Consider the following 12,574-nt stretch of genomic DNA (forward strand, 5'->3'; position numbering starts at 1 on the left):
TACCTCTTTTCAAACTGTATTGTTTGAGGTTCACATAATATAGGGATGGATAATATATTTTTGTTCCAAACTTATTTATACTTACAAAAAAATTCAAGAAAATAGATGGTAAATATCACCTGGAATATTAAGCTCGTTTTTATTAGGAGGATTACAAAGTATGACTAAAGTTGATAAGATTAAAGAAAAAATTATTGAAACATCTTTATATTTATTTAATACTAATGGGATAACTCGCACATCCATACAGGATATAATGACAGCTACTGAACTACCTAAAGGATCTATTTATCGTAGATTCAAAAGTAAAGAAGAAATTGTCCTTGCTGCCTATGACAAAAGTGGTGAGATTATGTGGAGTCATTTTCATAAAGCAATGGAAAATAAAAAGACAGCAATCGATAAAATCCTTGCAATTTTCCTTGTATATCAAGATGCAGCTAATAATCCTCCTATTGCTGGAGGCTGTCCATTACTTAATAGCGCAATTGAAAGTACTGGAGTATTTCCAGAATTACAAAAAGCAGCAGCAAAAGGTTATGATGATACAGTAATGTTAATGGCTTCTCTCATAAAAGAAGGAATAGAGAAACAAGAACTTAAAGAAGATATAGATATTATATCGCTCGCTTCTTTTCTTGCATCTTCAATGGAGGGAGCTATTATGGCAAGTCGCGTATCTAACGATAATATACACCATCATTATTTTATTGAACAAATAAAACATCATCTTTTCTCTTATTCTAAATAAGTGAGAACTTGCAGTGTTTCCATCCGATTTTTATAAACTTAAATTGAATACATACCCCTTATGAACAGTATCTTTTGTTTATGAGGGGTATTTGAATAGCTTTTAGACGATGTTTCATGTTTCTTATTGAACGGCTTTGTTATCGTTACTACAGGAAAAGCAATAAAGAATTACATATAAACCGATTTATATGTTTTAAGTGTTTCTATATTGGGTTTGTAAATCTACACAATAAGGTTTCATTGTATATAATAAGTGGAATAGAAGTTCAGTTAGATAAAATTCGGTAGTCGAATTTTTTTGCATAAAGCTGTATAATGCTTGTAACGAAAGGGAAATACAGGAAGGGATTTGTAATGAGTTACTATGGAAAAAGATAAACAACAATTAAGCGTTGAAGTTGCAAGATTATATTATCAATCAGATTATAGTCAGCAAGAAATTGCTAATAAATTAAATATTTCAAGACCGACGATTTCTAGATTGTTAAAGTACGCGAAAGAAAAAGGGTTTGTTCAAATTAGCATCGCTGATCCATTTGCTGATTTAGATAACGTCGGGAATTTACTGAAAGAAAAGTACAACTTGTTAGAGGCACATGTGGTATTTTCTCCAGTGCCGGAATATGCAACGATTACAGAGTATATAAGTAAATATGCTGCTGAGTATATGGAAAAGACGGTTAAAAACGGTGATATTGTTGGTGTAAGCTGGGGCATGACTATGTATGAAATCGCTAGAAAAATCGTACCGCAACATGTAAAAGGGGTAGAGGTTGTCCAGCTAAAAGGTGGTATTAGTCATTCAAGTGTAAATACATATGCGAATGAGACGATAGCTTTATTTGCAGATGCTTTTCAAACGACGCCAAGAAATCTACCTCTTCCGGTTATATTTGATAATGCAGTGACAAAAGAATTAGTGGAGCAGGATCGACATATTCATCACATTATCGAAATGGGAAAACAAGCGAATATTGCAATTTTCACTGTAGGAACAGTGCGAGACGAAGCGCTATTATTCCGATTAGGTTATTTCGATAAGGATGAAACAAATTTACTCAAAAAACAATCGGTCGGTGACATTTGTTCACGTTTCTTTGATGGAGACGGAAATATTAGTAGTGAAGAAATCAATAAGCGTACCATTGGAATTGAGTTAGAGGAACTGAAATTAAAGAAACGCTCTATTTTAGTTGCAGGTGGTAATAGAAAAATAAAAGCAATTGATGGTGCGTTACGTGGCGGGTATGCAAATGTATTAATTATCGATCAGCATACAGCAAAAGAACTGTTACATTATCAAAAAGGTTAGAAATAAAAGGAGTTCTCAAAATTAACATATTGAGAACTCCTTTTATTTTGTTATGTATGAATGATAGGAGTCTTTTTTGAACACAATTTGCCTTTTTAAAAATAATTATGGATATGGAGATACATACTACCATTGTTAACATAGAAAATTTGATTATATATGAACTGTTCTTTGTTAGAATGCGCTTTATTTACTACAAGAAAATGCTTTTTAAAAAATAATGAACAAAATTTCAAAAGTGTATTTACATTTGTTCAACTAAGAGTTAGAATGAAGTTGTTAAAAGATATGAGGAGTGAAGATAATGAACATTGCAAAGTTAATTGACCATACAATTTTAAAAGCTAATACTACTAAAGAAGATGTTATGAAAGTAATCGAAGAAGCAAAGGAATATAAATTCGCTTCTGTTTGTATTAACCCAACATGGGTAAAATTAGCGGCTGATGAACTAGCTGGACATGATGTAGACGTTTGCACTGTAATCGGTTTCCCATTAGGAGCAAGCACTACTGAAACAAAAGCATTTGAAACAAAAGATGCTATCGCAAAAGGTGCAACTGAAGTTGATATGGTAATCAACGTAGGCGCTTTAAAAGATGGCGATAACGAATTTGTTGAAAAAGACATTTATGAAGTAGTACAAGCAGCAAAAGGAAAAGCTCTTGTAAAAGTAATCATTGAAACTTGCCTATTAACAGATGAAGAGAAAGTACGTGCTTGTGAATTATCAGTAAAAGCTGGTGCTGATTTCGTAAAAACTTCAACTGGATTCTCAACTGGCGGAGCAACTGCTGAAGATATCGCATTAATGCGTAAAACAGTAGGACCAAACGTTGGTGTAAAAGCATCTGGCGGTGTTCGTACACGTGAAGATGCAGACAAAATGGTAGCTGCTGGAGCTTCTCGCGTTGGAGCAAGTGCTAGTGTTGCAATCGTATTAAATGATGCAAAAGGTGCTACAGATAACTACTAATCGATAAAAGCTTAAAGCAATAGATATACGTTTAAAGTATATCTATTGCTTTAATAATTGAAAAAAATGTAAGCGGATACGAATGGGAGGAAACGGCTTATGAAATACTTAATCGGTGTTTTTGGCCTCGTATTGATTTTAGGTATCGCTTGGCTTGCTAGTAATGATAGAAAGAAAGTCAAATATCGTCCAATCATAACGATGGTTATATTACAATTCATTTTGGGGTTTCTATTATTAAATACAAGTGTAGGGAATATATTAATTAGCGGAATAGCAGATGGTTTTGGAGAGCTATTAAAATATGCCGCTGACGGTGTGAATTTCGTATTTGGTGGATTAGTAAATCAAAAAGAGTTTTCGTTCTTTTTAAGTGTATTAATGCCAATCGTATTTATATCAGCCTTAATAGGTATTTTGCAACATATTAAAGTATTACCTATTATTGTGAAATCTATCGGTCTAGCATTAAGTAAAGTAAATGGAATGGGGAAACTAGAATCATATAACGCTGTTGCATCTGCGATTTTAGGACAATCTGAAGTATTTATTTCAGTTAAGAAACAACTAGGGTTATTGCCAGAGAAAAGAATGTATACATTATGTGCATCAGCAATGTCTACAGTTTCTATGTCTATCGTTGGATCATATATGGTGTTATTAAAACCACAATATGTTGTAACCGCTTTAGTGCTTAACTTATTCGGTGGTTTCATCATTGCTTCTATCATTAACCCATATGAAGTTACTGAGGAAGAAGATATGTTAGAAGTACAAGAAGAAGAGAAGAAGACCTTCTTTGAAGTATTAGGGGAATACATTATTGATGGATTTAAAGTTGCGATTACAGTAGCAGCTATGTTAGTCGGTTTCGTTGCTCTTATCGCATTCATTAATGCAGTATTTAAAGGTGTAATCGGTATTTCATTCCAAGAAATTCTTGGTTATGCATTTGCACCATTTGCATTTATTATGGGTGTACCTTGGCATGAAGCAGTTAATGCCGGAAATATTATGGCAACAAAATTAGTATCAAATGAATTTGTCGCTATGACAGATTTAGCACAAGGAAACTTTAATTTCTCAGATAGAACGACAGCGATTATCTCTGTATTCTTAGTTTCATTTGCAAACTTCTCTTCAATTGGGATTATTGCAGGGGCAGTTAAGAGCTTAAATGAAAAGCAAGGGAATGTAGTCGCAAGATTTGGTTTGAAATTACTATTCGGTGCAACATTAGTAAGTTTCTTATCAGCAACAATCGTTGGCTTATTATTTTAATAGATTTATATAATATAAAAAGGAATGGTGATTGTAATGAGAATGGTAGATATTATTGCAAAAAAACGTGACGGCAAAGAATTAACGACTGAAGAAATCAAATTCTTTATTAATGGATATACAGACGGAAGTATTCCTGATTATCAAGTGAGTGCGCTTGCAATGGCAATCTTCTTTAAAGATATGACAGATCGCGAACGTGCAGATTTAACGATGGCGATGGTTGAGTCTGGAGAAACGATCGACTTATCAGCAATTGAAGGAATTAAAGTAGACAAACATTCAACTGGCGGTGTTGGTGATACAACAACATTAGTATTAGGACCATTAGTAGCTGCTTTAGATGTACCAGTAGCAAAAATGTCTGGTCGTGGTTTAGGACATACGGGCGGAACAATTGATAAATTAGAAGCGGTAGAAGGATTCCACGTTGAAATTACGAAAGAGCAGTTCATTGATATTGTAAACCGTGACAAAGTAGCTGTTATTGGACAAACAGGAAACTTAACACCTGCAGATAAAAAAATCTATGCATTACGCGATGTAACCGGAACGGTTAACTCAATTCCTTTAATCGCAAGTTCAATTATGAGTAAAAAAATTGCAGCTGGTGCTGACGCAATCGTACTTGATGTAAAAACAGGTGCTGGCGCATTTATGAAAACAGAAGAAGATGCAAAAGAATTAGCACATGCAATGGTACGTATCGGAAATAATGTAGGACGTCAAACTATGGCTGTTATTTCAGATATGTCACAACCTCTTGGATTTGCGATTGGTAATGCTCTAGAAGTGAAAGAAGCGATTGATACGTTAAAAGGTGAAGGTCCAGAAGATTTAACAGAATTAGTACTTGTATTAGGAAGTCAAATGGTTGTACTTGCGAAAAAAGCAAATACGTTAGAAGAAGCTCGTGAAATGCTAATTGAAGTGATGAAAAACGGAAAAGCAATTGAGAAATTTAAAGAGTTCTTAAGTAATCAAGGCGGAGATAGCTCAATTGTAGACAATCCAGAAAAAATGCCACAAGCTAAGTATGTAATTGATGTACCTGCAAAAACTTCAGGTGTTATTTCTAACATTGTTGCAGATGAGATTGGTATTGCAGCTATGTTACTTGGTGCAGGTCGTGCAACGAAGGAAGATGAAATCGATTTAGCGGTAGGTTTAATGTTACGTAAAAAAGTTGGCGATGCAGTAAAAGAAGGCGAGCCATTCGTAACAATCTACGCAAATCGTGAAAATGTAGAAGATGTAAAAGCAAAAATTTATGAAAACATCTCTATCGCTGAAACAGCAGTGGCTCCTAAATTAGTTCATACAGTTATTACTGACTAATCATCATTTCATTTACTTTGAGGGGGAAATAATATGGATAAGAAAAAATATATTGAAGAAGCAAACAAGATGTTATCGAAAGCGTATATTCCGTATTCTAAATTTCCTGTTGGCGCAGCGTTAGTTACGAAAGAAGGGAAAATCTATACTGGTTGTAATATAGAAAATGCTTCTTACGGTTTATGTAACTGTGCAGAAAGAACAGCAATATTTAAGGCAGTATCAGAAGGTGAGCGCGATTTTAGTTATTTAGTTATTACAGGAGAAACTGATGGACCTATTTCACCATGTGGTGCGTGTAGACAAGTAATTGCTGAATTCTGTGATCCGAAAATGCCTGTATTATTAACGAATGTAAAAGGTGATGAAAAAGAAGTGACTGTTGAGCAATTACTTCCAGGTGCTTTCACAATTGACGATTTAAAATAAGTTAAAAAGCCATTCTGCAATAATTAATTGCAGAATGGCTTTTTTGTTCATATTCCGTTCATAAACTTTGCATAAAATGATTGCAACGAATATGGAAAGTTTACAGCAGGAGGAATATAATGAAGAAATTCTATAATGCGGGATGTAGTTACTTATTGGTTTATGATTTTGTTAAAAAAGTCATTTAAATAGATAGGAGTGAAAAGTATGATAGCACTTTTATCAAGTGTCGTAGCAGTTTGTATGGCTGTTGGGGTAATGTTTCTACGTTTTAAAGCAGCGAAAAAGCCGGTAACGAAAAAGAAAATTATATTGCCGCCAATTTTTATGAGTACTGGAGCAATGATGTACTTTTTACCGGAATTCCGATTAACGTCGTTAGAAATAATAGAAGCAATTATTGCAGGGCTTATTTTCTCTGTATTTCTTATAAAAACAACGAAGTTTGAAATAAGAGACGAACAAATATATATGAAACCGTCAAAAGCATTTATATTTATTTTAGTCGGATTATTAGCTGTACGAGTAGCGTTGAAATCATATTTAAGTCAATCGATTGATTTAGCGGAGTTAAGTGGAATGTTTTTCTTACTTGCATTTGCGATGATTGTGTCGTGGAGAATTGCGATGTATCGCTCGTTTACTAAATTAAAAAAGAGAATAAAAAGAGCTGGAATTTCTATATAGGAAATCCAGTTCTTTTTATGTTTTATTAAAATTCTTTAGCTCGGAACTCATTTGCTTAATTTTAAACGTATTTGAGCATCTTGTAATGCAGCAGGTGTAACGTTAAGACCATTTTGATCAACAATTTTTGTGTTTAATAAAATGGAATCTAAGCTTCCACGAAATGTTTGTGTATAGTTTTGGCGCAACATTTGTTGTTCTTGTTTTTCATCAACTGTTAATCCAGTTGCTTTTTCTTTTTTTGACAATTCGTTAATACGGAATAAAATATTTTTCATTTGTTTCACCTCTAGTTAGATTTAATTACATTAGCTACTTACTAATGTATAGTTATTTTAACCTATCTTTTAATAAGTGTCAATGTCTATAAAATGCCTTGTTTTGTAAGTGTATGGGGTGAGAGAGAATGTAAATGACTACTAATACTTGAAATAGAAAAGATGTTAATATACAATACTGTGGTAGGGTATATTAACTTGTTGTTTTACATTATGAAAGCAATAAGCAAAAAGGAGTATGCAATAATGAATGCAGTAATTTCAAAGAAAGAAACAATCATCTCATATACGATTGCTATTTTATTTATTTTAGCTATGGTAATAGCTGGTGTGTTATTAAATGATCCAGAAGTCATTTTGCCGGAAATAGCAGCGATGGCAATTGCTTTATGGGCGTATCGTGAGCCAGGATGGTTAAGACAACCAGAAAAAATTTTTATTGCACCGTCAATAACAGCTGTAATCGGTTTTATGGTGAATCAAATGGATATAGCCTATTTAGAGAAAGTAAGCTTAACGCTTGTATTCATGATGCTGTTTTTGCGTGTAATTCAATCCAATTTAGCACCATCCATTGCGACAGGTTTATTACCGTTAGTAACAAATGCGACGGAATGGTCATTTGTTATCGCGGTATTTGCTTTAACATTTATTTTAATGATAGGTGTTCTTATATTTAAATTGAACAACGGTATTGAGCGAAAAGTGCAAATACAGTATAAATATATGACTGTATTTCTAATACTAAATTTCGTATGGATTAGTTTATGCTGGATAACTGGTTATGAACAATTAGCAGTTATTCCACCAATATTAGTTGTTGTGTATGAATCACTTCAAAAGCCGATGTATAATGAAAAAATGGCTTTTAAACAAATATTAGTATTAACTGCATCGGCAACTGTTGGAACAATATTGTACTTTGCGATTGATTCATGGATTGTAGTCACGTTATTAAATATGATATTAATGGTTATTTTATTAAAAATCGTTGGAGTACGTATTCCAGCAGCGTATGCATTTCCATTATTGCCACTCGTATTTCCTGATGAAATGATAAAAATGTTACCAGTAGCTTCATTTGTTGCGGGAGTATTTTTATTTGGTGCAGTACTACTGTATAAAAAGTGGGAGATGAAGCAAAAGGACATGTAGAAGAGTTAAATATAATTTTTAAAAAAGGTAAGTTCAAATGAATTGAACTTACCTTTTTGTATGTATTACCAATATAGAGCAGTATCATAAAGTCCGATTAAAATAAGGAGAACACCGGCTATACGTTGAATGTTTTTTCCTATTTTTCGGCTCTTTTTAAGTAGTGCCCCATTTAATCCTAGATAGGAGATGATGGACATTAATACGACGATAGGCAGAGCAGTTCCTATCGAAAAGAATGTAGGAAACAAGTACCCGTAATTATAGGGTAAAGATAAAGGGAGTAACGTTCCGAAAAATAGCACAAACATAGTCGGACAGAAAGCTAAAGAAAAGAAAAAACCAAGTAAAAATGAGCTGACTTCATTTTGTTTTCGAATAAATTTAATAGGGAAAAGGGTAGAGAAGAAATTTCTTCCTCTTATAATATCTGATAATATTAGACCTATTATTATTAATAAAGGTCCGATCAGTTTGCGTAACCATGGGAAATACAAAGTTAATGTTTGTTGAATTTCTTTTCCTAATAACCAGACTAAAAGTCCAAGTGTCGTAAAAGCTATTACTTTTCCTAAAATGAATAACAGTATATGTTTCCAGGTATGTCCCTTTTGTAAAGATTGATTTCCATAAAGTGTAATAGCGCTAATGTTTCCTGTTAATTGGCAAGGAGCAAGTGTACCTACAATGCCTAATAAAAACGCAAATAAAAGAGGTACTGATTTCGTAGCATTCGCGACATCTATTAAAGGAGACATGAGTTGATAGCTCCATTCACTAATTATTGAAAACACGTTATATTCACCCTTCTAATTAATTTGGAATGTTCCTTCTTTAGTAAGCTGCTTCCATGTTTTACCCTCATCTGTAGAAAGGAACACATTTGCTTTCATTGTAGCAAATACAATTTCAGCTGAATTTTGAGGGTTTTGTGATATATACATAATTGTATCTTTAGGATCTAAAGGTGGAATTTGTATGTTTGTCTCCTCATTTGTAGCAATTGATTTCTTCGTTACGATTTGCTTATTGATAGGTGCGTAAATAACATCTTCATTACTTAATGTAATTGCGGTCGATTCAAGTGATTTAGCGAATATTTCAAACGTATTTCCGTAATCTGTAGATAAGTAAACACCGTCTTTGGCACTTACTGCGACTACACTAGATTGATTCGGATGTACGGAAAAGGAATGAATCGTACTTGAAAGACCTTTTAACTTACTATTTTCCCAATCTTGTCCGTTGTTCGTACTGAAATAAAAACCTTGTTGTAATTTAGAATTTGGACGCTCATTGTATAAATAAATTGCTTCTGTATTATATCCGACAGCAAGGTTATGAAAATCAGATTCTCCGTAAAATGCTAGCTTTTCAAGAGTATTACCACCATCAGAACTTTTCAATAATCCTAAAGGGTTTTTTAAATTTGCACCTGGTTCAGGGTGACCGCTGGCAAAGAATCCGTTCTTCGTTGCCTGAAATCCCATATAATCATGTAGCTCAGTCTTAGTTTCAAACCATTTGCCATCTTGATAAACTTTTATCCCGCTATGAGTGGCAATAGAAACACCTGGCATATTTCCTGCATAGCCAATTCCATGAATGTGCTCGATTTTTCCAGATGTAATTTCTTTATAGAAGTCTTGCGGATTCGTATTTGCTGTTTTTGTATTTTTTGGTTGAGATTGCGCCGTTTCTTTTTTCACTGGTGCTGTTTCGACGTTGCTAGAACATCCTGAAATTATTAATAAAGAAGTAATTGCTAACCCTGTTGCTACATAATGTTTCAAATTTGTAGGCCCCTTTCCTATATACGTGATTTTAAGTATATGGAATAAATGTCAAGAAATTGTGGAGTGGTATGCATAATTTAGCGTGGAAGGGACCTTAGTAATGAAAATTCTCCTTTGGCTATGAGTACTATTAATTGACGAAAAATTATAACAATAATAGAATGAATTGTATTGATGATTAGTTTCACAAGCATACATAGAACACTAGGGGGATTATTATGAAATCAACATTTTTTGCTCAAAATAGAGAACGATTAGCAAACACATTACCAGAGGGATCTATTACGATATTATTTGCGGGACAAGCACCGCATATGTCAGCTGATGCACATTATAAATTTGTACCGAATCGTAATTTTTACTACTTAACGGGAATCGATGAACCAAATGTTATTTTTATGCTGAAAAAGGTTGGAAGTAGTGTTGAAGAAACACTTTTCATTGAAAAGTCAGATCCAGTAATGGAAAAATGGGTCGGTAAAACAGTTTCTAACGAAGAAGCAGAGAAAATTTCAGGTATAAAGAAAGTTGTATATTTAGATAGCTTTGAAAAGACAATGTCAAATATACTTTTTACAGAAAATGCGAAGCATCTATATTTAGATATAGAACGTCGTGATTGGAATGGTACGGAGACAAAAACATTAGCATTTGCTAAACATGTAAGAGAAAAATACCCACATGTAACAATTGGTAATGTATATCCGAACATTTGTGAATTACGAGTATTTAAAACAGAGGAAGAAATTGAAATTATTAAAGAAGCGATTGCTATAACGAAAGACGGTATTTACAACGTACTTAAGCATGCAAAAGCAGGCATGATGGAGTATGAATTAGAAGCACAATTTGATTTTACACTGAAGTCATCTGGCATTAAGTACCATGCGTTCAATACAATTTTGGCGAGTGGGAAAAATGCTACAGTTCTTCATTATGAAGATAATGATGCACAAATTCAAAATGGTGACTTAGTATTACTAGATTTAGGTGCTCAAAAAGACTACTATAACGCTGATATTAGTTATACATTCCCGGCAAATGGAATATTCTCTAGTCGTCAAAAACAAATTTATAATATTGTATTAAAAGCATTAAAAGAAACAACAGCACTTATTAAGCCAGGATTAAAGTTCGCTGCATTAAATGAGCATACAAAAAAGGTACTGGTAGAAGAGTGTAAAGCAATCGGTTTAATTCAAGAAGATGAAGAGTTATCAAAATACTATTATCATGGTGTCAGCCATTTCCTTGGTTTAGATACACATGATGTAGGAATATATAAAGATAGAGTGTTAGAAGAAGGTATGGTTATAACAATTGAACCTGGTCTTTATATTGAAGGAGAATCAATTGGAATTCGTATTGAAGATGACATTCTTGTAACGAAAGACGGGTATGAAAACTTGTCAAAAGATATCATTAGGGAAGTTGAAGAAATTGAAGAATTTATGAGTGTAAATAATGAACATGTAAAAGGAAACCAAGCTGTAGTTAAATAATAAAAGAGTCATCACTAATTTATTTGAACTTTATCTCGAATCGTGGACAATTAAAAAATCCATGATTCGGGATAGGGTTCTTTTCTTCGAAATACTAATCTTTAATTATTAATCCTAATAAAGTAGCAAACTGAACAGCTTGATATGTTGATACTTTACATCCTCTTAAATCGTTCACTGAAACTGTAAGTGTATCAAAGGTAGAAGAACTAATATCTATCCCCTTCAGTGATGTCTGATCAAAATTAGCTTCATCAAGACTACATAATTGGAATTCAACTTTTTTAAGTTTACAGTCAAAAAAATCTGCATTATTTAATGAAGTTTCATTGAAGATGATTTTTTCTAGTTTGGAATTTCCAAATGCCGCTAAATTCAAAATTGAATTCTCAAATTTAACATTTCCTAAGCTAGATTCTGTGAAATTTACTCCGATTAATTTACTGTTTTTAAATTCGACTCTGTGAACAGAAGAATTGCTTAAATTAACATTTGATAGATCACAGTTTTCAAAACAAACATCTGTAATATCAATATTGCTAAAGTCTGTATTAGTAAACTTACAGTTTTTTATCACCGCATCATATAATCGCACTCTATCTACAGATTCATTTTCGAAAGTGGAGTCTATAATTTCACACACTTCCAATGTTGGATCTTCTTCATAAAAAATATCTTGAAAATTCTTTGAAGATAACTCTGGTGAAATTTTTGGTCTATCAATTTTCATCGTATATCAATCCTCTTCTATTTGATATATTTGTGTAATTTGAGTCCATTGTTTCCTTGTGAGGAACATTAGTTCTTATTATACAAAAATCTAAGTTCTTTTGTGAAGAGCATTTTAGCTACATTTTTCTTATTTAATAATAGCAGTGTTATTGTTTCTTAAGAAATAACGTCAAAATAAATATGAGAACGGCTAATATAGTCGCTACAAGGGAAGTATTTTATATTTTTAAAATATTCGCCTCTTGTAATGTCTCCGCTTTTAGTAATCTTCCAATTAGCTTACGTATTATCTAATTACATCTCCTTATTTTCTTGAAAATCAAGTTCTATAATGA

General features: G+C 32.9%; 13 protein-coding genes. 9 read left to right on the forward strand and 4 right to left on the reverse strand.

Annotated features, from left to right (window positions below):
- The first annotated feature begins 160 nt into the window (after positions 1-160).
- From ACTFP3_RS05580 to ACTFP3_RS05610, 7 genes are all read left to right on the forward strand, one after another.
- A complete protein-coding gene (locus tag ACTFP3_RS05580) occupies positions 161-751 on the forward strand; it encodes a TetR/AcrR family transcriptional regulator (protein WP_000169640.1) in 591 nt (196 codons plus the stop codon).
- 366 nt (positions 752-1,117) lie between these two features.
- A complete protein-coding gene (locus tag ACTFP3_RS05585; protein ID WP_000409781.1) occupies positions 1,118-2,065 on the forward strand; it encodes a sugar-binding transcriptional regulator in 948 nt (315 codons plus the stop codon).
- 304 nt (positions 2,066-2,369) lie between these two features.
- The gene (gene deoC, locus ACTFP3_RS05590) at positions 2,370-3,041 is read left to right on the forward strand and encodes a deoxyribose-phosphate aldolase (protein WP_001017440.1); all 672 of its coding nucleotides are present in this window, start codon (positions 2,370-2,372) and stop codon (positions 3,039-3,041) included.
- A gap of 99 nt (positions 3,042-3,140) precedes the next feature.
- Positions 3,141-4,322, forward strand: a complete 1,182-nt coding sequence (locus ACTFP3_RS05595; RefSeq protein ID WP_000876188.1) for a NupC/NupG family nucleoside CNT transporter — start codon at positions 3,141-3,143, stop codon at positions 4,320-4,322.
- Between the two features lie 36 nt (positions 4,323-4,358).
- Entirely contained in the window at positions 4,359-5,660 is a 1,302-nt protein-coding gene (locus tag ACTFP3_RS05600) for a pyrimidine-nucleoside phosphorylase (RefSeq protein ID WP_025710128.1), read from the forward strand.
- 33 nt (positions 5,661-5,693) lie between these two features.
- Positions 5,694-6,089 (forward strand): cytidine deaminase, encoded by a 396-nt coding sequence (locus ACTFP3_RS05605; RefSeq protein ID WP_000358533.1) that lies wholly within the window; start codon positions 5,694-5,696, stop codon positions 6,087-6,089.
- Positions 6,090-6,296: 207 nt separating this feature from the next.
- On the forward strand, positions 6,297-6,776 hold the full coding sequence (locus ACTFP3_RS05610) for a CcdC family protein (RefSeq protein ID WP_440009572.1): 480 nt from the start codon (positions 6,297-6,299) through the stop codon (positions 6,774-6,776).
- A gap of 47 nt (positions 6,777-6,823) precedes the next feature.
- On the opposite strand, the gene ACTFP3_RS05615 is transcribed toward ACTFP3_RS05610, so the two are convergent.
- Entirely contained in the window at positions 6,824-7,054 is a 231-nt protein-coding gene (locus tag ACTFP3_RS05615; RefSeq protein WP_000789783.1) for a DUF896 domain-containing protein, read from the reverse strand.
- A 246-nt stretch (positions 7,055-7,300) separates the two neighbouring features.
- Between ACTFP3_RS05615 and ACTFP3_RS05620 the strand changes: the two genes are divergently transcribed.
- Positions 7,301-8,209 carry a hypothetical protein gene (locus ACTFP3_RS05620; RefSeq protein WP_326035995.1) on the forward strand — a complete coding sequence of 303 codons (909 nt, stop codon included), beginning with the start codon at positions 7,301-7,303 and terminating at the stop codon, positions 8,207-8,209.
- A 65-nt stretch (positions 8,210-8,274) separates the two neighbouring features.
- Here the strand turns inward: ACTFP3_RS05620 and ACTFP3_RS05625 are convergent, their stop codons facing one another.
- Together ACTFP3_RS05625 and ACTFP3_RS05630 are read right to left on the reverse strand one after the other, a co-directional pair.
- A complete protein-coding gene (locus tag ACTFP3_RS05625; RefSeq protein WP_002061125.1) occupies positions 8,275-9,003 on the reverse strand; it encodes an urease accessory protein UreH domain-containing protein in 729 nt (242 codons plus the stop codon).
- A gap of 15 nt (positions 9,004-9,018) precedes the next feature.
- Positions 9,019-10,002 (reverse strand): F510_1955 family glycosylhydrolase, encoded by a 984-nt coding sequence (locus ACTFP3_RS05630; protein ID WP_000683844.1) that lies wholly within the window; start codon positions 10,000-10,002, stop codon positions 9,019-9,021.
- Positions 10,003-10,223: 221 nt separating this feature from the next.
- Between ACTFP3_RS05630 and ACTFP3_RS05635 the strand changes: the two genes are divergently transcribed.
- Entirely contained in the window at positions 10,224-11,507 is a 1,284-nt protein-coding gene (locus tag ACTFP3_RS05635) for an aminopeptidase P family protein (RefSeq protein WP_326035996.1), read from the forward strand.
- A gap of 94 nt (positions 11,508-11,601) precedes the next feature.
- Here the strand turns inward: ACTFP3_RS05635 and ACTFP3_RS05640 are convergent, their stop codons facing one another.
- Positions 11,602-12,237, reverse strand: a complete 636-nt coding sequence (locus ACTFP3_RS05640) for a pentapeptide repeat-containing protein (RefSeq protein ID WP_000687270.1) — start codon at positions 12,235-12,237, stop codon at positions 11,602-11,604.
- Positions 12,238-12,574 lie beyond the last annotated feature (337 nt).

It is taken from the genome of Bacillus cereus group sp. MYBK5-2, from assembly GCF_051915685.1.
In the GTDB taxonomy this organism is placed as follows: domain Bacteria; phylum Bacillota; class Bacilli; order Bacillales; family Bacillaceae_G; genus Bacillus_A; species Bacillus_A cereus.

Coding starts and splice junctions, on each gene's coding strand:
- ACTFP3_RS05580 (WP_000169640.1), top strand. CDS start 161: ATGACTAAAGTTGATAAGATTAAAGAAAAAATTATTGAAACATCTTTA.
- ACTFP3_RS05585 (WP_000409781.1), top strand. CDS start 1,118: ATGGAAAAAGATAAACAACAATTAAGCGTTGAAGTTGCAAGATTATAT.
- deoC (WP_001017440.1), top strand. CDS start 2,370: ATGAACATTGCAAAGTTAATTGACCATACAATTTTAAAAGCTAATACT.
- ACTFP3_RS05595 (WP_000876188.1), top strand. CDS start 3,141: ATGAAATACTTAATCGGTGTTTTTGGCCTCGTATTGATTTTAGGTATC.
- ACTFP3_RS05600 (WP_025710128.1), top strand. CDS start 4,359: ATGAGAATGGTAGATATTATTGCAAAAAAACGTGACGGCAAAGAATTA.
- ACTFP3_RS05605 (WP_000358533.1), top strand. CDS start 5,694: ATGGATAAGAAAAAATATATTGAAGAAGCAAACAAGATGTTATCGAAA.
- ACTFP3_RS05610 (WP_440009572.1), top strand. CDS start 6,297: ATGATAGCACTTTTATCAAGTGTCGTAGCAGTTTGTATGGCTGTTGGG.
- ACTFP3_RS05615 (WP_000789783.1), bottom strand. CDS start 7,054: ATGAAAAATATTTTATTCCGTATTAACGAATTGTCAAAAAAAGAAAAA.
- ACTFP3_RS05620 (WP_326035995.1), top strand. CDS start 7,301: ATGAATGCAGTAATTTCAAAGAAAGAAACAATCATCTCATATACGATT.
- ACTFP3_RS05635 (WP_326035996.1), top strand. CDS start 10,224: ATGAAATCAACATTTTTTGCTCAAAATAGAGAACGATTAGCAAACACA.
- ACTFP3_RS05640 (WP_000687270.1), bottom strand. CDS start 12,237: ATGAAAATTGATAGACCAAAAATTTCACCAGAGTTATCTTCAAAGAAT.